Raw genomic sequence first — 26,230 nt, 5'->3', positions numbered from 1 at the left:
CCCCGACCGCTGGGCGGGACTTGATGTACGCGGCGGCGAGGCCTCGCACCCGCCGCGCCACCCGATGACAGGAGTGAGTTGCCCATGCAGAGACGCACCTTCCTGCGCACCGTCACTGCCGGAGCGGGCGCCGTCGCCTTTTCCGGCAGCCTGTGGCAGCATGCCGCCTCCGCCGACAGCGGCGCGGGCCCGTACGGCCCGTTGCTGGCCCCGGATGCCAACAGCGTCGCTCTCCCGGCCGGCTTCACGAGTCGCGTGGTGGCCAGGTCCCTGCACCCGGTCGGGGGCACGATCTGGCACTCGGCACCCGACGGCGGCGCCTGTTACGCGGACGGGGACGGCTGGATCTACGTGTCCAACTCCGAGCTCCCCCTGATCGGCGGCGCCTCCGCCATACGGTTCCGCGCCGACGGCTCGACCGACCGCGCGTACCGCATCCTCTCCGGCACCAACCTCAACTGCGCGGGCGGGGCGACCCCTTGGGGTACCTGGCTGTCCTGCGAGGAGATCTACCGCGGACGCGTCTTCGAGGCCGATCCCTACGGTCGGCAGACCGCCGTGTCGCGCCCCGTCATGGGCCGCTTCAAGCACGAAGCGGCCGCCTGCGACCCGGACCACCGGGCCATTTACCTCACCGAGGACGAGGAGGACGGCTGCTTCTACCGCTTCACCCCGGCGACCTGGGGCGACCTGTCCCGCGGCCGCCTCGACGTCGCGTGCACGACCACCGGCGACGGCATCGAGTGGCGCGCCGTGCCCTCCCCGTCCGCCCTCCTCACCCAGACCCGCCACCAGCTCCCCGCCGCCCGTCACTTCGACGGCGGCGAAGGGTGTCACTACGCGGACGGGATCTGCTACTTCACCGCCAAGGGCGACCGCAAGGTCTGGGCCTACGACACGGCCGCACAGACCATCACCGCCGTCTACAACGGCGACGGCACCCTCAACGGCGTCGACAACGTCACCGGCACCACCGCGGGCGACCTGTACGTCGCGGAGGACGGCGGAAACATGGAGATCAACATCATCACGAGGGACGGCACGGTCGCCCCGGTCCTCCGCCTCGACGGGCACGCCGAATCCGAGATCACCGGTCCCGCCTTCTCCCCGGACGGCACCCGGCTGTACTTCTCCTCGCAGCGCGGGACCAGCGGCGAGCGGACGGGGTCGGGAGGCATGACGTACGAGGTGCGCGGCCCGTTCCGGCACTGACGCCGACACCGACGCCGACACCGACGCTCCGGGCACTCCCCCGGTCGCCCGACGACGAGCTCTCGCTGGTTGACTGTGATGGGCGAGCGTGCAATCGGTGTCGGCGCCCGTGAGCAGGTCGGTGGGCTGGGCGAAGGGGCATCGATGGGGCAGGCGCGGGCCGGGTGGGTTCGGGTGCCGGTGGGCGACGACGCGGCGCGGTGGGCCACCCGCGGCACCTGCAGGCGCGTGCTGATCGTCGTACACAATGTGACCGCCGCGACCCGGCTGCTCGATGTGCTGCCACTGTTCGACGACGATCTCGGGGTGCAGCTCCTCGCGACCTCGCCCGGGTCCTCGGCGTTCACCGCCGGGCTGGCGGAGCTGCTCCACGAGACGGGGGTGCCCGTCCTCCCCTGGGAGCAGGCGGTCGAGACACGGGTCGACCTCGCCGTGTCCGCCAGCTTCGGCGGTCAACTGGAACTGTTTTCAGGGAAGTTGGCCGTTCTCTCGCACGGCGTTGGTTATACTAAGAGGCTGGCAACACCGGACACCGGACACCGGACACCGGACACCGGACACCGGATCGGGTGCGAGGTCCGGAGCGCGCGTGGTGGAGTCGGCGCCCGTCTTCGGGATGTCCCCTCCATGGCTGCTCGTGGACGGCGTTCCCCTCGCCGATGCCCTCGTCCTCTCCCACCCCGAGCAGATCGACCGACTGCGCGCCGCCTGTCCCGAGGCGGCGCCGACCGCCGTACTCGCCGGGGACCCGTGCTTCGACCGGATACTGGCCGCCCGCCCCTACCGTGAGCGGTTCCGCCGGGCGCTCGGTGTGCGACCGGATCAGCGGCTCGTCGTACTGAACTCGACCTGGAATCCGGAGTCGTTGTTCGGTGACGGCGGGGACGACGTGCTGCCCACGCTCCTGCCGCGGCTCACCTCCGAGTTCCCCGTGGACGAGTACCGCTTCGCCGCGATCCTGCACCCCAACATCTGGCACGGTCACGGCCCCGGTCAGATCCGCGCCTGGCTGGACCGGGCGCGGCGCGGCGGCCTGATGCTGATCGATCCGCTGGCGGGGTGGCGGCAGGCGCTGCTGGCGGCGGATGCCGTGATCGGGGACCACGGTTCCGTCACCTATTACGCGGCGGCGCTCGGCACTCCCGTACTGCTGGGGGCCACGCCGCTGGACTGCCTCGATCCCGACGCGCCGATCTCCGCCTTCATGCGGCTCGCGCCCCGACTCGACCCCGGCGCGGCGCTGCGGGCCCAGATCGACACACTCGTCGCCTGCCATCGGCCGCTGCCGGGGCCCGCCGAGTTCACCACCTCGGTACCGGGCGAGGCGGCCGCGCGGCTACGGACGCTGTTCTATGCGCTGATGGATGCCCCGGAACCGGAGTGGAAAGCCTCGCTGGCGCCGCTCCCCCTGCCCGCCTGCGAGTCGGTGACTCCGACCGTTCCGTTGCGCGTGGTCACGCGGATGCTCGCCTCCGGCGAGATCTCGGTCAGCCGGTGGGCCGGTCCCGCGCCGGTGACGATTGCGGACGCGGAGTTGCATGTCGCGGTGCACGAGGACACACGAGACGTCGACCAGCTCGATCTGGCCGACGTCATCTTCCGGTACGGGGCGGCGGACGATCCTCGCTTCGGTTCGCCGGCTGTCTGGACGGCCGAAGTGCTCCAGCGGTATGCGGGCTGTTCCCTGGCCGCCTATGTGACCGGCCCGGGCGAAGCCGTCGTTCGTACGCGGGGTGGGGGGCTATTGCGGATGGTCACCGAGCGGGACGGTGGGCCGGACCCCGCCGTCGCCGCCTCGGCCCTGCACGCGCTGCTCTCGGCGGGGCGTCCGGTCGCGGAGGTGGCGGACGACGGACTGTGGGTACGGGTGGGAGACGGCTCCTCAAGGCGGGTGCGGGTCGCTCCGCTCGCCGCGACGTGAGAGGCGCGGCCTCACGGGGCCGTGCAGCGCTCGCGCATGCGCAGGAGATGTGACAGGTGGTACTCGGCTCGTAGCCCGGTGAGCGTCGTGATCGCCTCGTCGATCAGCGGGAGCGCCGCGTCCGTCTCGTCGCCGTCCAGTCGCGTTTCGGCGAGGTCGGTCAGGGCGCGGGCCGTGTTGTACATGTCGTCGATCGCCCGGAAACGCTCGACCGCCCTGCCCAGAGCCTCGATGGCCTCGTCCCGGCGTCCGAGGCCACGCAGGGCACGCCCGCGGTGGCGCTCCAACAGGGCCCGTGCGCGCGGGAGATCGGCGGCCCCCTCGTCCTGCGCACCCATCGCGTCCAGGATGGTTCCGGCCTCGTCGAAGCACTCGTACGCCTCCGGGTAGCGCCACTGCCGCAGTCGCAGCAGTCCCAGGAATTCGACAGCCGACGCGTGGCCGCGCGTGTGGCCCGCCACCTCCTCGTCCCGCGCCGCCGCCAGTGCCTCGGCCCGAGCCTCGTCCCAGTGCTCCAACTCGGTGAATGTGTGGGCCAGTTGCGCGTGCAGGGCACCCGCATCCGTCGTTCCGGGGCAGTGTGCGTCGGCGATACGGGTCCCGATCCGCAGGGCGGGCAGGAGCATCTCGTGGTGGCCGGCCTTGAGTTGGAGCGGCCAGAGTGATCGGCACAGGTGTACGACGGTGTCCGGATCATCGGACTCCTCGGCGCATCGCACGGCCTGGACGAGGTTGCCGGACTCCGCGATCAGTACGTCGAGCGCCGCGCCCCGGTCCGCGTAACCGGGCTCCTGGGGCCCGGAGTTCGGAGCGGGCACGCGCCAGCTTTCCGGGAGCGCACCGTGGGCCGCGGACGCCGCGAGTGCGGTGTAGCCCCGCAGTGTCCGGGTGAGGGCGGCCGAGCAGGCGGCGATGCCGTCCTCGCGGACGGCGGCGGCCTCGGCGTGTGCGCGGATGGCGGCCCGGTAGTGGTAGCGGCCCTGGGACGGCCCGTCCGTACGGCGTTCCAGCAGCATCCGGTCGGCCAGGTCCTCCAGCAGGGTCCCGCAGGCTGCCGGGTCCTGACCTGTGGCGTGCGCGGCAGCCGCCGCGTCGAAGGCCGGCCACTCCCGCAGGGCCATGAGGCGGTAGAGCCTGGCCGCCGCCGGTTCCAGTGAGCGGTAGGCGTCGTCCGCCGCTGCGCGCACAGGATCGTTGTCGGCCATGGCGGGCGACTCCGGGGAGGTGGTGGGCGGCAGCGACGGTACGGAAAGCCGGGGCACCGCCGCGCGCAGCGCGTACGGTGATCCGCCGCACCGGGCCAGCAGGGACGGCAGCGTGGCGCGGGCCGCGGCGACGGCGGGCTTGCCCGCGAGGTCGGTGAGCAGCCGCACGGAGTCCCTGTCGGTGAGCGGGCTTACGGGGACGCGTACGGCGTCGAGGCCGGGGAACGGGTGCCGGGCCACCACGATGGTGAACACGGCGGGGGCCGAGGTGAGGAGCGGCCGGATCTGGGCCGCCGAGTGCGCGTGGTCGAGGACGACGAGGAGCTTGCGGTCCGCGACGCACCGCCGGAAGAAGTCGCCGAGCCGGTCGGTCGCGGGCGGCATCTCCTCGTCGCGGACGCCGAGTTGGCGCAGGAGGCCGCGCAGTACGGTCCCCACGTCACGGGGGCCGGTGGTGGTGTGGCCCATGAGGTCGGCGTAGAGCTGTCCGTCGGGGAAGTGCTGGGCGTGACGGGTGCCGTAGTGGACGGCGAGAGTGCTGGAGCCCATGCCGTCGGGGCCGTGTACCAGGGCGATGCGGGGGCTGCCGTCGGGACGGCGTGTCGCTTCCCGGTGGAGGAGTTTCATCCCCTCCGTGCGGTCCGTGAAGAACCGTATCGAAGCCGGCATGCGCGGCTGTCCCGTCGGAATGCCCTGGATACCGTCGGCGCTCACCCTTGCGGCGAACCTTTCCCAGGAGGCCGCGAGCCGCGGATCGCCGCTCACCCGCTCGTGCACCAGGCGTGCCACTTCGTCGATGTCGCCCGGCGCGCCGGGGGCGGGCACTTCACGTCCCGCGATTCTCCGGACGAAACCGCCGGTCGACTCCCAGGCCCACTTTCCGGCCTCGTTGGCCATGCCTGAGCCGACCGCGCCGAGCACCGCCGTGATGGCGGCCAGCGACATGGGTTCCAGCATGTGGCGCTCCCCGTTCCCGGTGCTCCGCGCGATGCGCCCTCCCCGGCACCGGCGCTGTCACCGTGTGGATCAACGTTAGCGGCAGGCGAGGTGGGAGCGGGGCTGATCGGCCTTCCTGGCCTGGTATGTCCGTCGTGTCAGTAGTGCCGTCTACTGTTCTTGGCAGGGCGTCGGATGTTCGTCGTACGGCAATGGATGTTCGTCATCCGGCAAGGGAAGTTCGTCGTACGGCATCGGAACAGTGAGGAGCAGGGAGCGAGCAGTGGTCATGACACACCGGGTCCCGGCCGAGATGTTCCGGTTCACCATGGGCGACAGGGCGCCGCTGTACTCGGCGATTCTGCAGACCTTCGGCGATGCCAACGAGCGTCTGGTGACGGCGCTGGGGCTGGACGAGGTACGGGAGCAACTGCGGGGTGTCGGGTGGTTCGGTGCCTTGACGGACGACGATCTCACGGGGGCTCTGAAGCAGCTCCGGGAGTGGGAGTTGCTGGATGTCATCCAGAACCACGCGGAGAACTACCGCACCGCGGAGGAGTACGAGCGGCGGAACCTCCAGTATTCGCTGACGCGGCGCGGGGAGGCCGCCTTCGCGGGGGTGCAGCACGCCCTCGCCGTACTGGTGTCGACCGGTGCGCTGCAGACCGCTGTGCTCGACGCGATCGCGGACCGGCTGGCGGAGCTGGACCGGCTGGCGCAGGACGCGACCTCGGGAGACCGACGGATATTCGCCACCCTGCAGGAGCTGGAGGGGCACTTGGACGCCCTCCGGGGGAACACCAAGCAGTTCAACGGCGAGCTCCAGCGGCTGCTGCGGACCGACGGCGCCGAGCTGTCCACCTTCCATGAGGTGAAGGGGGCCACGGTCGCCTATCTCCAGGAATTCCTCACCAATCTCGATCAACGGGCCCACGCGGTCTCGGCGGCCGTCGCCCGGGTCGAGGAGCACGGCCCGCAGACGCTGTGGGAGCGGGCGCTGCGCGGGGCCGAGCTGCCGCCGACCGGTGGTGACGATCCGGCACCCGCGTGGCTGGCACGCCGACAGGCCCGCTGGGACGGGTTGCGGGCCTGGTTCCTGCCCGCCGACGGCTCGCCCGCGCGCGTGGAGCATTTGCACCATGTCGCGCGCCGAGCCATCGTCACCCTGCTCCAGGTGCTGGACCGGATCACCGAGTCGCGGCGCAGGTCGACCGGCGCCGTGCAGGATTTCCGGGAGCTGGCCCGGTGGTTCGCCGCCGCCCCGGGCGAGGACGATCTGCACCGGCTGTGGGCGACCGCGTTCGGGCTCGGGCCGTCACGCCACGCGCATCTCGCCCACGCCGACCCGGAGCTCGTCGCCGCTACCGAGAGCTGGCACGACGCCCCGCCCGTGGAGGTCTCCACACTGCTGCGCACGAGCGGCCGTACCGAGAGGTTCACCCGCACCGGGCGGGTGCGGGACGTGGCGGCGCTGAAGGCGGAACGGGCCGAGCGGGCGCGGGTGGAGCGGGCCGAGCTGGAAGCCGCGTGGAGTCTGCTGCGTACCGAATCTCCGGTGCGTCTCTCCCACTTCGGTGCGCTCGACCACGAGGTGTTCGAGCGGCTTCTCGATCTGCTGGGTCGGGCGCTGGCGGTGCGACCGGACTCGACGGGGGTGCGACGCGCCGTGACCGGGGACGGGCGGGTCGAGGTGGTGCTTCGGCCACCCCTCGACGCGCAGGGGGCACCCGCTGTCCTGCGGACCGCGCGGGGCACGCTGACCTGTCCGGATTACGTCATCGCGGTGCACACGGCGGGCGCTTCGGGCGCGGGCGTGGTCCGGGACGCGGCAGGTACGTCTGGAGCCGCTGACGTCACGGACCGGGAGGTCGTGGCCTGATGAGTAATTTCGCCAATCAACTCGTGGTGGCCGAGCGGGAGGAGATGTCCCGCTGCATCCGTACGCTGCTGGTCCGGCCCCTGCTCACCGAGCGTTCCGACCCGGTGGTGTTCGATCTCGTGCGTCGCCGCCGGGACCCGCTGACGCACTGGTTCGACTATCACTGCGGCTGGACGCTGGCCGTCGAGCCCCGTCTCGGGTACGCCCGGCTGCTGAAGGTCAACGCGGACGCCGACGCGTCCCGTCCGGCCAGGCGGACCCGGGCGGGCCGGGCCCCGTTCGACCGGCGGCGGTACGTCCTGCTGTGCCTCACCGCCGCCGAGCTGCTCTCCGTCCCGGTCACCACGATCGGGCTGCTGGCCGACCGGGTCGTGCAGGCCGCGTCGGCGGACGAGACCCTGCCCGCCTTCGACACGGCGCAGCGCTCGGAGCGCGTCGCGTTCGTCGACGTCCTACGGCTGCTGGAGTCGTACGGGGCGTTGCAGACCGTGGACGGGACGACGGACAGCTTCGCCGAATCGGCCGAGGCGAAGGTTCTCTACCGGGTGGATTCGAGTGTGCTGATACGGCTGCTCGCCGCCCCGTGCGGGCCGTCACGGCTCGCGGTACCGGCCGCCGACATACCGACCGGGTTCGAAGCGCTGCTGACCGGGCTCGTGCAGGAGCGTCGGTACGGGCTGCCCGGCACCGGCGACGCGGAGGACGACGCGCGGCCGGAGACGTCGTTCTCCCCGGTCCAGCGCAATCTGTGGCTGCGGCATTCGGTGCTGCGGCGCCTCTTCGACCAGCCGGTGCTGCACCGTGACGAGCTGACCGAAGCCGAGCTCGGCTATCTGACCTCCCCCACCGGCCGGCAGATCCTGCGGCGCGCCGCCGAACAGGCGGGTTTCGTGCTGGAGGAGCGGGCCGAAGGGCTCCTGCTGGTCGATCCGGACGCCATCGCCACGGACAGCCGGTTCCCCGACGACGCGAACCACGCCAAGGTCGCCGCGCTGCTGCTCCTGGACACGCTGAACGCCGCGCCCACCGGGTGCGCACCCGAGCAGCTGGCCGTCGAAGCCGAACGGATTCTGGACCGGTTCCCGCGCTGGGGCAAGGCATACCGGACGGAGGGCGGTGCGGCGGCGCTCGCAGACGACGCCGTGCAGGTCCTGGCCGATTTCCGGCTCGTACGCCGCGAGGGCGGCCGGGTCGTGCCCAGACCCGCCGCCGCCCGCTACCGCGTCACCAGTGCCACTCTCAAGGAAGAACACCCCGCATGACGGTCACCGCACTCCCCCTCCGCTCCTCCGGCTCCCCCTCCGGGAATCCGGGCCCCGGCGAGCGCTGGCAGCCGACCCGGGCCGGTGTGCTCAACGTATGGCGCTATTACGACGAGGTGTTCACCTTCCACCGCGGGCGGCTGCTGCTGCGCGGGCCGAACGGCACCGGGAAGTCGAAGGCGCTGGAAGTCCTGTTGCCCTTCCTCTTCGACGCGAGTCTGCGCCCCCACCGGCTGTCCACGTTCGGCGGCTCGGAACGCACCATGCACTGGAACCTCATGGGCGAGGGTGCCACCGGGCTCACCCGGGTGGGATACGTATGGCTGGAGTTCCGGACGGAGCGGGGCGAGGACGGTGCGGAGGGGTTCCTCACCATCGGTGCGCGCTTGCAGGCCGGGGAGCGGACCACGACCGTCACCACGGACTTCTTCACCAGCCGTCGACGTGTCGGCATCCCCGGCGGCCTCTCCCTGGTCAACGAGTCGGGTCAGCCACTCACCAGGGCGGCCCTCGCAGCGGAGCTGTCCGGGCACGGAGAAGTGCACGCGTCGGCGTCCGACTACCGGGACACCGTGCGCCGGACGCTGTTCCCCGGCCTCAGCGAGCAGCGCTACAACGCGCTGATCACGGCGCTGCTCCAACTGCGCACACCGAAGCTGTCCCAGCGCCTCGATCCCTCGCTGCTCTCGGAGCTGCTGTCGCGCGCCCTGCCCCCGCTCGATCAGGGTGAGATCTCCGAACTGGCCGACGGGTTCGAGCGGCTGGACCGCCGCCGCGAGCATCTGGCCCGGCTGGAGGACGAGGTGCATGCCGCGCAGGCACTGGGCGCCCGCCAGCGCTCGTACGCCCAGCGGGTGCTGCGTGCCGGGGCCGCCGCCCTGGTCTCGGCGACCACCGACATGGACAACCGGACACGCACGGCCACGGAGAGCGAAGAGGATCTCCGCGCTGCCGTGGCGGAGCGGGAGAAGGCCGAGGAGCAGCAGCGCGAGACGGAGGCGTCGGGCGCCGAACTCGTCGCGAGGATCGAGGTGCTGACGGAGTCCGACGCCTACCGGGAGGGGCGGGACCTGGACCAGCGCCGTCAGCGGGCGGCGGACGCACACCGGGACGCGGAGGCGCGGCATCTGACGGCCGGTACGGCCCGGACGACCGCGGACCAGGACGAGGCCCGCCACACCCAGGCGCTGGAGGCGGCGGACGCGCAGGCGGAGCGGGTCCGCCTCGCCGAGAGCGACTCCTGGCAGGTCGCACGGCGGGCCGGCATGTCCGCCGCCTGTACGGAAGTGAGCGGCGCGCTCGAAGCGGGCAACGCCGACCGGGCCAGGCAAACTCTGCACGGTGCGGTACGGGGTCGGCGGAGTCAGGTGGAGGACGTACGCGAAGCGCTCGACGTGCTGCGCGCCGCCCTCGCCGAACGTACGTCCGCCGAAGAGCGCGTGGAGGCTTCGCGGGCCGGACTCGCCGCGGCATCCGAACGGCGTGCGGAGGCCGCTGCCCGGTATCAGCAGGCGGCCGCGACGCAGGCGGAGCGGCTGCGGACCTGGGCCCGGCAGTGCGGGGAGCTCTCCTTCGACGAGGGCGCCCTGGAGGAACTGGCCGGCCGGGCCACCGGAGAGACCGAGGTACTGGCGCTGGTGGACGCCGCGGCTCGTACGATCGACCACGCCCTGACCACGGCCGAGGCCACGGTCACCGCCCGCACCGCCACGGCCCGCGCGGAGCGCGAGGCTCTGGCGGCGGAGGCCGAACGGTTGCAGCACACCACTGAACTGCCGCCTCCGACCCCGGTGTTCCGTACCGCCGACCGTTCCCGGCTGTCCGGTGCACCCCTGTGGAAGCTCGTGGCCTTCCACGATGCGGTGCCGGCGGCCACACGCAACGCGGTCGAAGCCGCTCTGGAGGCCAGTGGCCTGCTCGACGCGTGGGTCGCGCCGTACGGGGGCGCGTTCGCGCTGGGTCACGACACGTTCGCCGAGGCCGAGTGGGCCGAGCCCGCCCCGGGCCGCCATCTCGGCGAGGTGCTGCGGCCGGAGCCGGGTGCGCCCGTCTCGGCGGAGCGCGTCGGCCAGCTGCTGACCGGCATCGCGTACGGCGACACGCTGCCCCCGGAGCACGGCGCCGCGGTCGGTGCGGACGGCACCTGGCGGCTGGCCAGTGCCACGGGAAGCTGGGCCAAGTCGGACGTCGCCTACATCGGGGCCTCGGCACGGGCCAGGTCCCGGGAGCGCCGCGTCGCCGAACTGGCCGAGGCGATCGGCGCTCTGGATCACACGCTGGCCGGGCTGGAAGCACAGCTGGCGACGGTCACGGCCCGCCGGGACACGCTGGAGTTCGACCGGCAGTGCCGCCCCGATCACCGTGCCGTCGCCACGGCGGAACGCGAGCTCGACCGGGCCCAGTCCGATACCGAGGCCCGGGACGACGCGGTACGGGACGCGGTCGCACGGCTCACCAGGTGCGAGTCCGGCGCCCGGGCGGCGCAGGACGGACTCGACCATGTGGCGTCCGAGCACGGGCTGCCGGCCGACGCGCAGGCGCTGCGCGCGGTGGCGGAGACCGTCCAGGGGCTTCAGGACACCGGAAGTCAGTGGCTCCTCGCCCATGTGCAGCTGGCCTCGGAGCGGCGTACGGCCCTGGAGCTGCGGTCCCGGGCCGAGCGTTCCGGCCGGGCCGCGCAGGAGCACGAGGCGGAGGCGGGCCGCGCGGCATCGACGGCGCGGGCGCTGGCCGCGCAGTTGGAGGAGATCGCGCACACCATCGGTGCGGCGTACGAGGAGACGCTCGCCCGGATCGAGGAAATGCGGGCGGCGCACCGGCACGCCCAGTCCCAACTGCGCGACTGCACCGCACTGTTGCGAACGATCGAGGGGCGCATAGGCGCGCTGAACAGTGAACGGTCCGTGGCGGCGGCACGCCGCGACGCCGCGGTGACTGCCCGCGACGGGGCCGCGGACCGATTCCGGTATCTGCTGCGGCTGGGTTTCCCCGCCGACGCGGGCGCCGAGACCGAATTGCGGGCAGGCGAAGGGACCAGGGCCACGCTGGAGACCGCCCGCACCCTCGGCGCGCTGTGGCCGTCCGTACCGTACGAGCCGAAGAACGTCGCGGACGCGCTCGGGCGGCTCAGCGAGACCGTCCACATGAGCCGCCAGGCGCTCGGAGAGCGGGCCGACCTCGCGATGGAGACGCATGACGACGTGCAAGTGCTGTCCGCCGCGATGGACGGCGTACGCATGGGCGCGGCGGGCCTGCTCGCCGCGCTGACGGCGGAGCGCGACCGCAGCCGGGACGAGATCACCAGCGATGAGCGCGAGCTGTTCGACCGCACGCTCACGGGCAACACCCGACGCCATCTCGCGGCCCGTATCCGGCAGGCCAACGAGCTGGTCGACGCGATGAACGCCCGGCTGGAGCGCGTGCGTACGGCGTCCCGGGTCGCCGTACGTCTGGTGTGGCAGGTCGATCCGGGGCTGCCGCCGGGCACCAGGGCCGCCCGCGACATGCTGCTGAAGGACCCGGTACGGATGTCGGACGGGGACCGGGAGGCACTGCACCGTTTCTTCCGCGAACGGATCGAGGAGGCCAAGGCGTCCGACACCGCGAAGAACTGGGAGGAGCAGCTGACCCGGGTGCTGGACTACACGGCGTGGCACCAGTTCGTGGTGAAGCTGGACCGGGCCAACGGTCAGGGCTGGCAGTTGCTCACCAAGAAGCTGCATGGCGCGCTGTCCGGCGGGGAGAAGGCAATCGCGCTGCATCTGCCGCTGTTCGCGGCGGTCGCCGCGCACTATCAGGCGGTGCCGAGGGCGCCCCGGCTGATCCTGCTGGACGAGGTCTTCGTCGGAGTCGACTCCACCAACCGGGGCCAGGTCTTCGAGTTGCTGTGCTCGCTCGACCTCGATCTCATGCTCACGTCGGACCACGAGTGGTGCACGTACCGGGAGCTCGACGGCATCGCCGTGCACCAGCTGATCACCGGGGGCGGCGGCCCCGACGACGACGCGGTGACCACGGCTCGCTTCGTGTGGAACGGCGCGGACCTGGTGGCGGACGAGGCGCCGGCACCGTCTCCGCACGGGGAGGAGACACCGCCCGTGCCGCTGCCCCGCGAGGAGCAGCCGTGAAGCACCCGCTCGACCGTCCCGAAATGGCCCCGCTGTGGCAGGCGTTCCACGCGCGCCTGTCCGCCGGGCAGCCGGTCACTCGGGTACGGATCGGGCCACTGGACGAGGATGCCCGGAGTGCGCTCGCGGACCTCCTCGGGCTCGACCGGCTTCCCGGTCCGCACCCCACGCTGGCACTGGCGCGGCTCGACGAAGCCCTTCTCGACAGCTGCGGCCAGGACACCCGCTCCGTGGTCGCCGGGATCGTCGGCCCGCTCGGCGACCAGGCGGCCGACCGGGCCTCCGACGCCGCCGACCGTGCCGCCCTGTGGGAATGGTTCGCCACGCACCCGGTCGTCCTGGCACAGCCCGCACTCGACGCCTGGGCCGCTCCGGTCCGACGGGCCGGTGTGATCGGCGGCTCCGTACCCGCCACCCGGCGCACCCTCGGCGCCGCCCTCGATGTACTGGCCGAACTGCCCGCCTGCAGGGAGCCGTTGCCAGTCTTCGCCACCCGGATTCTCGACGACTCCCACGCACTCGACGACGGCACCCGCCTCTCCTCCCTGGTACTGCGCGCACTGTCCGCCCTCTACGGCGTCCCGGCCCCCGAGACGGCATCGGACCGGCGTGCGCTGTGGTCGCGCGCCGGACTCGCCGACGACGCGCTCTCCACCACGGTGCTCACCGCGGGCATGCACCCCACGGGTCAGGGCCCGGTGGCCCGCGCCCTGGCCGCGTTCTCCGCCGCCGGCCACGCCACCCACCTCACCCTGGCCCAGCTGCGCAACCCCGGCAAGCTCCACTTCCCGCGTACGACCGTGCACATCACGGAGAACCCCAGCATCCCGGCCCTTGCCCTTCAGCGCTTCGGGCCGGCCTGCCCGCCCCTGGTCTGCACCTCCGGCTGGCCGAACAGCGCGGTGATCCTCCTGCTCGACCGTCTCGCCGAGGCGGGCGCACCGCTGCGCTACCACGGCGACTTCGACGGGGAGGGCCTGCGCATCGCCGCCCACGTCCTGGCCCGGAGCACTGCCACGCTCTGGCGCATGTCCACGTCCGACTTCGTCACGGCACACACCCGCGCACCCTCGGGCCCCGCCACCGGCCGGATCACCGACGCCCCCTGGGACGCCGACCTGGCGCCGGCCCTCGCGGCCAGGGGGACATCCGTCCTTGAGGAGCATGTGGCCGAGGAGCTGCTGACCGACCTGGCGCGGTTGTGCGCGGATCGACAGATCGGGTCCACCCGAGGTCTACCCGCAAGTAACTCCCGCTGATTTGATGTGTGTCGCCGGTTCACCACACCCTCAGCAGAACCTGGAGACCTCGTGTCGCACCCCCCGCTCCGCCGCCTCTCGGGCGTGACGCTGTCCGCCGCACTCGCCGCGGTCACGCTCACCGTCGGCGCTCCCCCCGCCTCGGCGGCCGAGACCCCGTCGCTGCGCGTGCTCTCGTACAACACGTTCCTGTTCAGCAAGAACCTCTACCCGAACTGGGGTCAGGACCACCGGGCCGCGGAAATACCGAAGACCTCGTTCTTCCGCGGCAATGATGTCGTCGTGGTCCAGGAGGCGTTCGACAACGGCGCCTCGGACGCGCTCATGCGGAACGCTTCCGCTGATTACCCGTACCGCACTCCGGTGGTGGGCCGGAGCACGAGCGGCTGGGACGCGACGGGCGGCGCCTACTCCTCGACGACCCCGGAGGACGGCGGCGTCGCCGTCCTGAGCAAGTGGCCGGTCATCCGCAAGGAGCAGCACATCTTCAAGGACGCCTGCGGCGCCGACTGGTGGTCCAACAAGGGCTTCGCCTACGCGGTTCTGAACGTCGACGGCACCCGCGTCCATGTCGTGGGAACCCACGCGCAGTCGACCGACCCCGGCTGCAAGGCCGGTGAGGCGGCACAGAAGCGCAGCCTGCAGTTCAAGCAGATCGACGCGTTCCTCGACGCGAAGAACATCCCGGCATCCGAACAGGTCATCGTGGCGGGCGACTTGAACGTCGACTCGCACTCCGCCGAGTACGCGTCCCTTCTCGCCGACGCCGGGCTCGCCGGAGCGGATGCCCGGACGGGTCACCTCTACTCCTTCGACACCCAGGACAACTCGATCGCCTCCGAGCGCTACCCGGACGACCCGCGCGAGGACCTCGACTACATCCTGCACCGCGCCGGGCACGTGAAGCCGTCCGGCTGGACGAACGAGGTCATCAAGGAGCAGAGCGCCCCCTGGACCGTCTCCAGTTGGGGCACGGCGTACACGTACACGAACCTCTCGGATCACTACCCGGTGGTCGCGTCGGGGCAGTAACGGCAGCCGGTGAATAATCGGACACGGCGGGGAACGGGCACAGTGCACCGCCCCTTCCCCGCCGCTGTCCGCGCCATCCGCCGCCAGTCACACCGAAGGAACCCCGCCATGGGCCCCGCTCCCCAGCCGTTCCACCTCCTGCCGGGAGCGGCCGATTCGCCGGTGCTGCTCCACGTACCGCACTCCTCGCGCGTAGTCCCCGCAGAGGTGCGGGCCGGGATCGTGCTGGACGACGAGGCCCTGGAGCAGGAGATCGACCACATCACCGACTCGCACACCGCCGAGCTGGCGGCGCGGGCGGCGACGGCTTCGACTGTGGCGCCCTGGAGGTTCGTCAACGGACTGTCGAGGCTCGTGATCGACCCCGAACGATTCCCGGACGAGCGCGAGGAGATGCTCGCCGTCGGTATGGGCGCCGTCTATACGCAGACGACGCATCGCGAGCGTCTGCGCGCCCAGGACGCCGATCCGCAGCCCCTGATCGACCGCTACTTCCACCCGTACGCGGAGGCGATGACAGCGGCCGTCGACGAACGGCTCGCCGCCACCGGGCGCGCCGTCGTCATCGACGTCCACTCCTACCCCACCGCCCCGCTGCCGTACGAACTCCACGGCGCGGGACCACGCCCGCCGGTCTGCCTGGGCACCGACACCTTTCACACACCGCCCGGGCTGCTGGCCGAGGCCGAGAAGGCGTTCGCCGCGTTCGGCGGGACGGGGGTCGACAGCCCCTTCGCCGGTACGTATGTGCCGCTGAAGCAATACGGCAGGGACAGCCGCGTCACCGCGCTGATGATCGAGATCCGGCGCGATGTGTATATGCGGGAGCCAGGGGGCCCGGCCGGTTCCGGCCTGACCACCCTGGCCACGGCGCTGGCGGCACTGGTGGATGCGCTGTCCCGGGGCGACGAGCAGGTGGAGCGGGCATGAAGCGGATTCACCGGAGTCAGAAGAAGACACCGCAGCGCAGCAGCACATTCGCATAGGGCCGGGCCTCCCCGGTCCGCACCACCAGCCGGGCACCCGCGGAGAGTGCCTTCAGCTCGTCGTGCGGGACGAATGCGATGTCCGGGAGTCGTTCGTCCAGCAGACGTGCGGCCTCCGGATTGGCCTCCCGTACCTCGTACGCGGCCGTCGCTCCCTCCACCACGAGTTCGGCCAGCAGCCCGTCGAGCACCTCGGCGAACGACGGGATCCCGGCCCGGAACGCCAGGTCGACGACCCGGGGGCCGTCCGGGATGGGCATGCCTACGTCACAGACCAGGACCCCGTCGCCGTGGCCCAACTCGGCCAGCGCGCCCGACAGATGGCGGTTGAGAATGCCTGACTTCTTCACAGTGCGGAGACCTCATCGGCAGTCGGGAAGGAGTCCTGCGCGCCCTTCCGGGTGACTGCGGCGGCGCCCACCCGGACGGCGAACTCCGCAGCCTTCGCCAGTTCTTCGCCCTGGCCGAGCCGCCAGGCCAGCGCGGCGGTGAAGGCGTCACCGGCCCCGGTGGTGTCCACTGCGTCGACCTTCGGACTCGGTACGCGTACGAAGTCATCCGTACGGCTGTCGGCGACGAGTGCGCCCGCCGCCCCCAGCGTGACCACTACCGACCTCGGTCCGAGAGCGAGCAGTGCCCGCGCCCGGTCCTCCGGCGTGTGCCCCGCTGTGTCGCCCAGGATGAACAGCGCCTCGTGCTCGTTCACGACCAGGGGATCGCAGACCGCGAGCACCTGATCGGGCAGGGGCGCGGGCGGCGAGGGGTTGAGTACGAGCCGGGTGTCCGGCGAAAGCGTACGAGCCACCTCGGCCACGGTCTCCAGGGGAATCTCCAGTTGTACGGAGACGACCCGCGCCCCGGCCAGCAGGAACCCGGCAGCCCGGATGTCCTCCGGGGTCAGCCGGGCGTTGGCCCCGGGCGACACCACGATGCTGTTGTCGCCCGAGGGGTCCACGGTGATCAGTGCGACCCCGGTGGGCGCCCCGCCGACGAGGACGCCGACGGTGTCGACGCCCGCCGCGCGCTGTGATTCCAGCAGCAGCCGGCCGTGGGCGTCGTCGCCGACCCGGGCCAGCAGGGCGGCGCCGGCGCCCAGCCGGGCGGCGGCGACCGCCTGGTTTGCGCCCTTGCCGCCCGGATGGACGGCTAGATCGGAGCCGAGCACGGTCTCGCCCGGTGCGGGGCGGCGCTCGACGCCGATCACCAGGTCGGCGTTGGCCGACCCCACGACCAACAGGTCGTACCGGCCGTGGTCGTACTCGTGCATCTCTCCTGCTTTCCGTGTGTTCCGTGGTCAGGTCTGTTCGCGAGTGAGGGGCGCTCAGGAGAAGTCGGCGACGTTCTTCTCGGTGACGACCTTGACCGGTACCTTCACCATGCTGTCGACCTCCTTGCCCTGCGCGGCCCTGACCGCGTTCCGGACGGCGATCCTGCCCAGTTCCTTCGGCTGCTGAGCCACTGAGGCGTACAGCGTGCCTGCCTCGACCGCCTTCAGACCGTCGGGAGTTCCGTCGAAGCCGACGACGGCAACGGACGTGCCGGCCTTGCTTCCGAGCGCCTTGACCGCGCCGAGCGCCATCTCGTCGTTCTCGGCGAATACACCGGTGACGTCGGGGTGGGACTGGAGCAGGTTGGTCATGACGTCCAGCCCCTTGGTGCGGTCGAAGTCCGCGGGCTGTCGTGCGACGACCTTGATGCCCGGGTATGCCTTGATGCCCTCCGCGAAGCCCGCGCCGCGCTCGCGGCTGGCGGAGGTGCCCGCGGTCCCCTGGAGGATCACGATGCTGCCCTTGCCGCCGAGCTTCTCGGCCAGCGCCTTGGCGGCGAGTTTGCCGCCGGCCACGTTGTCGGAGGCGACGAGGGTCGCGGTGTCCGCCTTGTTGACGCCCCGGTCCGCGGCGATCACCGGGATGTCGGCCTTGTTCGCGCTCCGTACGCCGGGGCCGACCGCGTCCGAGTCCACCGGGTTGACGATGATGGACTTCATCCCCGAACTGGTGAAGTTCTGGAGCTGGTTGGCCTGTTGGGACGCGTCGTTCTGCGCATCGGTGACGGTGAGGTCGACCCCTGCGGCCTTGGCCTCCGCCTGTGCGCCCATCTTCATCTGGACGAAGAAGGGGTTGTTGAGGGTGGAGAGTGACATGCCCACCTTGGTGGTCACACCGGACGTGCCGGAGTTGAAGAACGACACGGCGGCGACAACGGCCGCGACGCACACGGCACCGATCGCAAGCTTGGCCGCCCCCGGCCCGTTCCGGCCCGAACCCGGTGCGCCGGATGCGGACGCGGGTGCGGCTCCGGATCCTGCCCGGCGACGCAGCGTGTCGAGGAGAACGGCGAGTGCGATGACGACGCCGATGACGACCTGCTGCCAGAAGGCGGACACCGAGAGCAGGTTGAGGCCGTTACGCAGCACGGCGAGTATGAGCGCGCCGATCAGGGTGCCGGACGCCTTGCCGACGCCGCCCGCCAGGCTGGCGCCGCCGATGACGACCGCGGCGATCGCGTCGAGCTCGTATCCCTGTGCTGCCTGCGGCTGCGCGGAGACGAGACGGGAAGCCAGAACGATGCCCGCGACAGCGGCGAAGAGGCCGGACAGGGCGTAGATGACGAGCTTCTGCCGCTTGACGCGCAGGCCGGAGAGGCGTGCCGCCTCCTCGTTGCCGCCGATCGCGTACATCGAGCGGCCTATGTAGGTGCGGGCCAGGATGAGCGCGGTGACAAGTCCCATCGCGATCATCACGAGGACGGGGACCGGCAGCCAGCCGCCGAGCGTGTCGCCGAGTACGGAGACCGAGTCGGGGAAGGCGATCGGGCTGCCCTGCGAGATGACCAGGGACAGGCCGCGAGCGACCGAGAGCATGGCCAGCGTCGCGATGAACGGCGGCAGTTTGCCGTACGAGACGAGGGCGCCGTTGACGAAGCCGCAAGCGATGCCGGTCGCGACGGCGAGAATGACCGCCAGCCATACGGGCACCCCCTCGGACGTCGCCGACCATGCCAGGACGGTCGCGGAGAGGGCTGCCACGGAGCCGACCGACAGATCGATGCCCGCCGAGACGATGACGAAGGTGACGCCGAACGCGAGGATCGCGGTGACGGCGGCCTGCACACCGACGTTCAGCAGGTTCTGAGTGGTCAGGAAGTCTCCGGAGAGCAGCGACATCGCCACCACCAGGACCACCAGGGCGCTCAGCGCGCCGTTGTCGAGCAGGATGCGGCGGCCAGTTCGGACTGCGGCGCCACTCGCGCCCGTATTGCTCTTGAGCGTGTCAGTGGCCACGGGGGCCCTCCACTTCGTTCACTGCGGGGTTTGTCGTGGGGGTCGGAGCGCTGACTGCGAGCGCCATCACCGCGTCCTGGGTCGCTTCGTGCGCGGGTAGTTCACCGGCAATGCGGCCTTGGGCCATGACCAGCACCCGGTCGCTCATGCCGAGGACCTCGGGCAGGTCGCTGGAGATCATCAGGACCGCGTGCCCGGAGGCCGTCAGTTCATTGATGAGCTGGTAGATCTCGACCTTGGCACCGACGTCGATGCCGCGGGTCGGCTCGTCGAGGATGAGCACCTTGGTGTCGGCGAGCAGCCATTTGCCGATGACGACCTTCTGCTGGTTGCCGCCGGACAGGGTGCGGACATGCTGGCCGAGCCCGGCCATCCGTACGCCCAGCTGTTCGGCGATCCGGGCTGCTGCGGTGCGCTGCCCCTTGAGGTCCACGAGACCCGAGCGGCTCGCCGAGCGCAGCGTGACCAGGCCGAGGTTCTCCTGCACGGAGGCGTCGAGGACCAGGCCCTGGCCCTTGCGGTCCTCGGGTACGAGGCCGATCCCGGCGCTCATGGCGGCGGTCACGTCGTACTTGGCCAGCCGTTCGCCGAGTACGTCGACGGTGCCGGCGTCATAGGGGTCGGCGCCGAACACGGCGCGGGCAACTTCGGTACGCCCGGCGCCGACGAGGCCCGCCAGTCCGACGACCTCACCTGCCCGGACCTCGAAGCCGACGTCGTGGAAGATGCCGTTCCGGGTCAGTCCGCGGACGGAGAGCAGGGGCTCCCCGGCCTTCGGGCGTTCCCGCGGATACTGCTGCTCGATGCTGCGTCCCACCATCAGCTGTACGAGCTCCGCCTCCGGCGTCGAGGCCGGCACCTGGTCGATGCTGCGGCCGTCGCGCAGTACGGTGACGCGGTCGCCGAGTGCCGCGATCTCTTCGAGGTGATGGGTGATGAAGACGATCCCCACCCCCTCTTCGCGGAGCTGCCGCACGATCCGGAAGAGCTTCTCCACCTCCTCGGAGGTGAGAACCGCCGTCGGCTCATCCATGATCAGGACGCGCGCGTCCAGGCTGAGGGCCTTGGCGATCTCCACCATCTGGAGCCGGGCGATGCCCAGTTCGCGCACCTTGGTCTTCGGAGAGACCTGCACGCCGACCCGGCGGAGCAGTTCCTCGGCGTCCGCCTCCATCCGCCTGCGGTCGATGAGCCCGAAGCGACGCGGTTGCCGGCCGAGGAAGATGTTCTCGGCGACCGTCAGATCGGGCACCAGGTTGAACTCCTGGTAGATGGTCGCGATACCGAGCCGTTCGGCGTCCTGCGCGGAGTGGATGCGGACCTCGCGCCCTTGGACGAGGATCCGCCCGCTGTCCGGGCGATGGGCACCGGAGAGCATCTTGATGAGGGTGCTCTTGCCCGCTCCGTTCTCACCGAGCAGGACATGCACTTCGCCGCGTCGAAGGTCGAAGTCGACGCTGTCGAGCGCGACGACGCCGGGGAAGGACTTGCGTACGCCTTCTATGCGCAGCAACTCGTCGGGGCTGCTCACACGTTGCTCCTCTGGTTCGAAGCGTTCTCGTCGCAGGAGCTGCGTACGACAAGGCGGGCGGGGAGGGTGACGGACTGCGGGGACCGTCCCTCGATGAGGTCGACGAGCGCCCGTACGGCGGCACGGCCCAGCTCGCCGGTCGGCTGGGCGATCGCCGTGATCGGCGGATCGGTGTGCACGAACCACGGGATGTCGTCGAAGGCCGCGAGCCCGATGTCCTGCGGGACGCGCAGCCCGCGTGCGCGGATCGCGTCCAGCGCGCCGAGCGCCATCAGGTTGTCGGCGGCGAACACGACCTCGGGCGGTTCGGGAAGTGCGAGAAAGCTCTCGGTGGCGCGACGGCCGCTGTCGGCCTGGAAGTCGCCCTGGCCGATGTAGGCGTCGGACAGCGCGAGTCCGTGCTCGCGCAGCGCCTCACGGAACGCTTCGACGCGCTCGTTGCCCGTGGTGGTGGCCGCCGGGCCCGCGATGATCGCGAGTCGGCGATGGCCGAGGCGGTGCAGGTGGGCGACCAGGTCCCGGATGGCGTCGCGGCCGTCGGCGCGCACCACGGGGACGTCGACGCCCGGGATCCAACGGTCCACGAAGACCATCGGCGTACTGCTGCGCGCGACGTCCAGCATGAGCGGGGTACCGCCGTCGGCCGGGGAGACGAGGAGTCCGTCGATCCGGCGGTCGAGCAGCGTTCGGACATGGTGGTCCTGCAGCTCGGGCCGCTCGTCGGCGTTTCCGATGATGACGCTGTAGCCGTGCGCGCGGGCCTCCTCCTCGACGAAGCGGGCCAGTTCGGTGAAGTACGGATTGAGTACGTCACTGATGACCAGGCCGAGGGTGCGCGTCTGGTCGGTGCGCAGCGACCTGGCCACGGCATTGGGCCGGTAGCCGAGGGCGTCGACAGCGGCAAGGACGCGTCTGCGCGCGTCGGGGCTGACGGAGGGATGGCTGTTGAGGACACGGGAGACCGTGGCGACAGACACTCCTGCCTGGGCCGCGACATCCTTGATGCTCGCCATTTCCGGACCACCTCCTTGTGGTTTCCGTAAGCCTCGAAACCAGCGGTCGATGGCCGTGGAATCGATTACAAGGATGATTGGAATCGATTACATGGCTGAAAACAAGACCTCTCCGACCGTCCGAGATCGGATCGTGACGAAGAGGCAGGGTGTCGCCACGGCCGAGGCCCGGCCCTCTCGCACTCGGATGCGGCTGCCGGTCGGCGGTGCCGGAGGACTGCCGCGACGCGAGGTGGACCGGGCTCACGGAGAGCACAACAAGGACGGCTACGAGGACGTCGCCTCGACGGAAGTCCATAACGGGTCGCGGGCCGCACCCCGCCAGCGGAAGGCGAGTTCGGGCCGCTGCCAGCCGGAACTACGCTCCGGGTTACGCGAGTTGACGAGGCCAGGCGGCACAACGAGCGGCGCAGGCCGCTTCGCCGGACTCGCCGGAGCCGACGTCCACCCGCCGCTGCGAGACGTCGGCGGGGCCCGGCATGTAGCTACTGCCGGGCCCCGCCTGACTGGTCAACTCCCGCGGTCGCATCCCCGTATCCACGGATGCCCCCGTCTGCCCTCATCCTGGTGACAAGCTCATCGGCCGGTCACGTCACACCTTGACCTCGGTCGCCGGAAGCGGCTCGGTCGTGGTCCGGGGCTCGGAAGCCTCGGCGGTGGGGCGTACGGGGATGAAGGAGGCGACGACCGCTGCCGCGAGGCCCACACCGCAGCCGATCATCAACGCCGCACGGAAGCCGTCCTCGGACGGCAGAAGGAATCCGCCGAAGTCCGTCGTCATCTGGGCGAGGACCACGCCGATCACGGCGGCGGCGACGGAGCTGCCGATCGAGCGCATCAGCGTGTTGAAGCTGTTGGCCGATGCGGTCTCCTCCGGCGGCACCGCACCCATGATCAGGGCGGGCATCGCCCCGTACGCCAGGCCGACGCCCGCGCTGCAGACGATGGTCACGACGAGCAGGCCCCAGGTCGAGCCGAGGAGCAGCAGTGCGGACGCGTAGCCGATGGAGATGACCAGGCTCCCCACGACCAGGGTGACCTTGGGACCGCGGGCCTCCGAGAGCTTGGCACCCAGCGGCGCCAGCACCATCATCATCAGTCCACCCGGGGCCATCCACAGCCCCATGGCCATCATCGACTGGCCCAGGCCGTAGCCGGTGGCCTCCGGCAGCTGGAGCAGCTGGGGCGCGACCAGCGAAGAGGCGTACATCGCGAAGCCGACCAGGATCGAGGCCGCGTTGGTCATGAGGATCTGGGGGCGTGCGGTCACCCGGAGGTCGACCAGCGGCTCGTCGCTTCGCAGTTCCCACCACGCCCAGGTCAGCAGCACGACGATCGCGGTGGCGAACAGTCCGAGGGTGGTGCCGCTCGTCCAGCCCCAGTCGGAGCCCTTCGACACGGCGAGCAGCAACGAGACGAGTCCGGCGCCCAGGCCGAACGCGCCCAGTACGTCGAAGCGTGCCGAGCCGGTCCCGGCCCGCCCGTCGGGTACGAAGAGCAGGGCGAGTACGGCGACCAGGAGGCTCAGCGCGGCTGCGACCCAGAACAGCACACGCCAGCTGGCGTGCTCGGCGACGGCCGCGGAGAACGGCAGGCCGAGCGCGCCGCCCACGCCCATGGAAGCGCTCATCAGGGCGATGGAGGCACCCAGCCGCTCGGCCGGCAGCACGTCGCGCAGAAGGCTGATGCCCAGCGGCACCACGCCCATGCCGAGGCCCTGCAGCCCGCGCCCGACGATCATGGGCACGACGGAGGAGGCGAGGGCGCAGACCACCGATCCCAGGACGAGCGGGACCGTGGAGACGAGCAGCATGCGCCGCTTGCCGTACATGTCACCGAGCCGCCCGGCCACGGGCGTCGCGACGGCGGCCGACAGCAGGGTGGCGGTGATCACCCAGGACGCGTTGGACGCACTGGTGTCCAGCAGCTTCGGGAGGTCCCCGATGAGTGGCACCACCAGGGTCTGCATGATCGCGGCCACGATTCCCGCGAGTGCGAGCACCCCGACGACCCGTCCGTGACGGACGTCGGGCTTGGAGCTGACCACTGTGTGTCTCCCTCGGCTGTTCCCGGATCCCCGATCAGATCCGAGTGTGCACTATACACACACCATGCATTATGCATATTCGGGATACCATGCATCATGTGCGGGAGGGCTGGCGAGGGCAGCCCGTACCGGAGCGAGCCAGGAGCCGAAGGATGCCTCGCGTGAACAAACCAGTTCATCTGATCGAGTTCGAGACCATGCTGCTCGGGCGGCATTCGCACCTGTTCAATCCCCGTACGCGGCAGACCGGCGGGCGCCTGGACCGTAGCGCCTATCTCCTGCTGAGCCGCATCGAGATGGACGGTCCGATGTCCATCGGGCAGCTCAGCGACGCCTTCGGCCTGGACGCCTCCACGCTGAACCGGCAGACCGCAGCCATGCTGCGCGCCGGCGTCGTCGAGCGCATCGCGGACCCGGACGGCGGAATGGCCCGCAAGTTCAGCATCACCGCGGAGGGCAAGCACCGGCTGGACGCCGACCGCGCCGACTACACCCAGGGCCTGGGCAGGGTCCTGGAGAACTGGACTCCCGAGGAGGTGGCCGCCTTCGCCGGCTTCCTCACTCGCTTCAACAGCGACATCGAGCGCCTGGACGGGCACCCCTGGCCGCGCCCCTGAAGCATCGCGAACGAGCCAGGCACCGCACCGCGAAGACAACGGAGAGACGGGCGGGAGAGGCGCGGCGCATTGCATCACTTCGTCACGGACCCGACACGCATACGAGGCGGAGGAGAAGACATGAACAGCACGTCGGACGGTGGTCGGTGGAGACGGTTATGGGCGGGGTGCGTTCCACTCATTGTCGCGATCTCCGCCGGTGCCCTGCTGACAGCGCCCTCGGCAACGGCCGCGCAAGCCGCACCCGCGGCGCAGGCGGCACCGTGTCCGGAGCTGCCGTGCGAGGGATCGGACCCCGGAGCCGTCACCGCATGGCAGACGGGCGGCGCTCCGAAGCTCGTCAAGGAGGCGGTCCTGTCCTCGGGTACCCGTATCAAGCTGTACACGGGCAAACCCGCCTGGGACACCGTCGGAACGGTCTACTCCTGGGCCGAGGTGACCCTCACCGGCACGACCCAGGGGCGCGGCTGGCTGCGGACCGAGGAGAATCTCGGTGACGGCATCAACATCAAGTCATCCCTGGAACACCCCCGTTCGTACCGCGACACCACCGGCACCACGGGCATGTTCCTCTACGACACGACCAGGTACGGGGTCGTGTACGCCAACGGCGCGTGCGTCACGGACGGCAAGCAGACGGGGTGCGTGAACGCCACCTTCTCCGAGGTCGTGCCCAACGGGCCATGCGTGGGCTGGTGTTCCGACGCCGATCCGAGTGCGATCGCCGCATCCGACTGGTCCTACGTCGACCGCTCCGACCTCGACCGCGTGGCACTGCCCTCCGGCGCCTCCGTGCAGAAGGTCGACGGGCGGCTGAAGCAGGGCAGCTACCTCGGCTGGGCAGAAGGCCAACTGACGCCCTCCGGCGGCAGGTTCTGGCTGGAGGCATGGCAGGGCGCGGGCCGCTGGGGCGATGTGTACACCGAGTTCACGCCCAAGGGCGCCTCGCGGACCACTTCCGGTGCGACCCGCGCCTACTCGTGGCTCCCTGAACTGCGCGCCTGCGTCAGCGACAGCAGCGGCACCGCCTGCACCCGCGACCCGGACGTCACGACGACCGCCCCGGCCCAGGCACCGTGCGCCACACTGCCCTGCGCGGGCGTCGACTCGACGACCGTCACCGAGTGGATGCCGAACTACGAGCCGAGCCTCGTGGAGGACGCCAACGTCTACCAGGGCGGCCGGCTGAAGATCTGGGAAGGCCGTCCCGCCTGGGACCCGTACCACATGTACTACTGGGGCGAGGCCGAGCTCCCGACGGGCCGCGAGGGCGTGTTCGCCACCCTGATGACACACAGCACCCCGGGCGCCGACTCACGCGCCCAGCGGCCGGTCCCCGTGCCCGGGTCCCGGCTCACGGCAACCGGCAGGACGAAGATGTTCGCCCTGGACCCCCTGTCCGGCAAGGAGATCGCCGGACTGGTCGTCGACGGCAAGAACTGGGCGTTCGCCACCCAGCAGGGCAACAACATGAGCATGAGCGACCAGGAGGGGACGATGGGGCCCTGCGCCCCCGGCGAGGCGTGCGAGGGCGTGGCCCCCGCCACGGTCACGCAGTGGGACTCGGTCGCCACGGACTGGTCGACGGCGAAACTGCCGGGCGGGCAGCAGGTCACTCTCAGCGGCTCCCGTCCGTCCTGGTCGGTCACCGACTACTACGCCTGGGCCCACACGACGGCCACGGGTACGACGGTGTGGCTGGAGGACAAGGCGCCCGGAGGGACGTACACGAAGGTCGCCGCCGAGAAGATTATGAAGGCGACGAGCGGGCAGTCGGTACGGGCCTGCATCAGCGACGGCACCGCGACGGCGTGCACCAAGCCTCTGCTGTAGCGGGCACCGGCTGATCAGCGACGGTCCGGGGGGGGGCGGGCAAAGCACCCCGCCGGACCGAGCCCCGCCCCACACCACCACCCCCCA

The 26,230-nt window shown here is 71.1% G+C and carries 17 protein-coding genes; 10 read left to right on the top strand and 7 right to left on the bottom strand.

Going from position 1 to position 26,230, the window contains the following annotated elements:
• Positions 1-84 precede the first annotated feature (84 nt).
• Together ACFT7S_RS33400 and ACFT7S_RS33395 are read left to right on the top strand one after the other, a co-directional pair.
• Positions 85-1,212: an alkaline phosphatase PhoX gene (locus ACFT7S_RS33400; protein ID WP_382738511.1), complete on the top strand. Its 1,128-nt coding sequence runs from the start codon at positions 85-87 to the stop codon at positions 1,210-1,212.
• Positions 1,213-1,801: 589 nt separating this feature from the next.
• The gene (locus tag ACFT7S_RS33395; RefSeq protein WP_382738508.1) at positions 1,802-3,133 is read left to right on the top strand and encodes a hypothetical protein; all 1,332 of its coding nucleotides are present in this window, start codon (positions 1,802-1,804) and stop codon (positions 3,131-3,133) included.
• 11 nt (positions 3,134-3,144) lie between these two features.
• Here ACFT7S_RS33395 and ACFT7S_RS33390 read toward each other — a convergent pair whose 3' ends face one another.
• Positions 3,145-5,295, bottom strand: a complete 2,151-nt coding sequence (locus tag ACFT7S_RS33390) for a tetratricopeptide repeat protein (RefSeq protein ID WP_382738506.1) — start codon at positions 5,293-5,295, stop codon at positions 3,145-3,147.
• A 268-nt stretch (positions 5,296-5,563) separates the two neighbouring features.
• On the opposite strand from ACFT7S_RS33390, the gene ACFT7S_RS33385 reads away from it, so the two are divergent.
• The 6 genes from ACFT7S_RS33385 (at position 5,564) to ACFT7S_RS33360 (ending at position 15,763) form a co-directional block, all read left to right on the top strand.
• Positions 5,564-7,153, top strand: a complete 1,590-nt coding sequence (locus ACFT7S_RS33385; RefSeq protein ID WP_382738503.1) for a TIGR02677 family protein — start codon at positions 5,564-5,566, stop codon at positions 7,151-7,153.
• Positions 7,153-8,415 carry a TIGR02678 family protein gene (locus tag ACFT7S_RS33380; RefSeq protein ID WP_382738500.1) on the top strand — a complete coding sequence of 421 codons (1,263 nt, stop codon included), beginning with the start codon at positions 7,153-7,155 and terminating at the stop codon, positions 8,413-8,415. The genes ACFT7S_RS33385 and ACFT7S_RS33380 overlap by 1 nt, the downstream gene beginning before the upstream one ends.
• Positions 8,412-12,542, top strand: coding sequence for a TIGR02680 family protein (locus ACFT7S_RS33375; protein WP_382738497.1), 4,131 nt, complete (start codon positions 8,412-8,414; stop codon positions 12,540-12,542). Before ACFT7S_RS33380 ends, ACFT7S_RS33375 begins: the two co-directional genes overlap by 4 nt.
• Positions 12,539-13,801, top strand: coding sequence for a TIGR02679 family protein (locus ACFT7S_RS33370; RefSeq protein ID WP_382738495.1), 1,263 nt, complete (start codon positions 12,539-12,541; stop codon positions 13,799-13,801). Before ACFT7S_RS33375 ends, ACFT7S_RS33370 begins: the two co-directional genes overlap by 4 nt.
• A 51-nt stretch (positions 13,802-13,852) precedes the next feature.
• The gene (gene sph, locus ACFT7S_RS33365) at positions 13,853-14,833 is read left to right on the top strand and encodes a sphingomyelin phosphodiesterase (RefSeq protein WP_382738492.1); all 981 of its coding nucleotides are present in this window, start codon (positions 13,853-13,855) and stop codon (positions 14,831-14,833) included.
• A gap of 108 nt (positions 14,834-14,941) precedes the next feature.
• Positions 14,942-15,763, top strand: coding sequence for an N-formylglutamate amidohydrolase (locus ACFT7S_RS33360; protein WP_382738490.1), 822 nt, complete (start codon positions 14,942-14,944; stop codon positions 15,761-15,763).
• Positions 15,764-15,779: 16 nt separating this feature from the next.
• Here the strand turns inward: ACFT7S_RS33360 and rbsD are convergent, their stop codons facing one another.
• The 6 genes from rbsD to ACFT7S_RS33330 form a co-directional block, all read right to left on the bottom strand.
• The gene (gene rbsD, locus ACFT7S_RS33355; protein WP_382738487.1) at positions 15,780-16,169 is read right to left on the bottom strand and encodes a D-ribose pyranase; all 390 of its coding nucleotides are present in this window, start codon (positions 16,167-16,169) and stop codon (positions 15,780-15,782) included.
• Positions 16,166-17,086, bottom strand: coding sequence for a ribokinase (locus ACFT7S_RS33350; protein WP_382738484.1), 921 nt, complete (start codon positions 17,084-17,086; stop codon positions 16,166-16,168). Before ACFT7S_RS33350 ends, rbsD begins: the two co-directional genes overlap by 4 nt.
• A 54-nt stretch (positions 17,087-17,140) precedes the next feature.
• Positions 17,141-19,102, bottom strand: coding sequence for a substrate-binding domain-containing protein (locus tag ACFT7S_RS33345; RefSeq protein WP_382738481.1), 1,962 nt, complete (start codon positions 19,100-19,102; stop codon positions 17,141-17,143).
• Positions 19,092-20,633, bottom strand: coding sequence for a sugar ABC transporter ATP-binding protein (locus ACFT7S_RS33340; RefSeq protein WP_382738478.1), 1,542 nt, complete (start codon positions 20,631-20,633; stop codon positions 19,092-19,094). The genes ACFT7S_RS33345 and ACFT7S_RS33340 overlap by 11 nt, the downstream gene beginning before the upstream one ends.
• On the bottom strand, positions 20,630-21,646 hold the full coding sequence (locus ACFT7S_RS33335) for a LacI family DNA-binding transcriptional regulator (RefSeq protein ID WP_382738476.1): 1,017 nt from the start codon (positions 21,644-21,646) through the stop codon (positions 20,630-20,632). The genes ACFT7S_RS33340 and ACFT7S_RS33335 overlap by 4 nt, the downstream gene beginning before the upstream one ends.
• 592 nt (positions 21,647-22,238) lie before the next feature.
• Entirely contained in the window at positions 22,239-23,693 is a 1,455-nt protein-coding gene (locus ACFT7S_RS33330) for an MFS transporter (RefSeq protein ID WP_382738473.1), read from the bottom strand.
• A gap of 152 nt (positions 23,694-23,845) precedes the next feature.
• On the opposite strand from ACFT7S_RS33330, the gene ACFT7S_RS33325 reads away from it, so the two are divergent.
• Together ACFT7S_RS33325 and ACFT7S_RS33320 are read left to right on the top strand one after the other, a co-directional pair.
• Complete coding sequence (locus ACFT7S_RS33325) at positions 23,846-24,310, top strand: MarR family winged helix-turn-helix transcriptional regulator (protein ID WP_382738470.1); 465 nt, start codon at positions 23,846-23,848, stop codon at positions 24,308-24,310.
• Positions 24,311-24,430: 120 nt separating this feature from the next.
• Positions 24,431-26,143: a hypothetical protein gene (locus tag ACFT7S_RS33320; RefSeq protein WP_382738467.1), complete on the top strand. Its 1,713-nt coding sequence runs from the start codon at positions 24,431-24,433 to the stop codon at positions 26,141-26,143.
• Positions 26,144-26,230: the final 87 nt, after the last annotated feature.

Source organism: Streptomyces sp. NPDC057136 (genome assembly GCF_042670885.1).
GTDB lineage: Bacteria > Actinomycetota > Actinomycetes > Streptomycetales > Streptomycetaceae > Streptomyces.
This window is presented reverse-complemented; position numbering and strand designations above follow the sequence as displayed.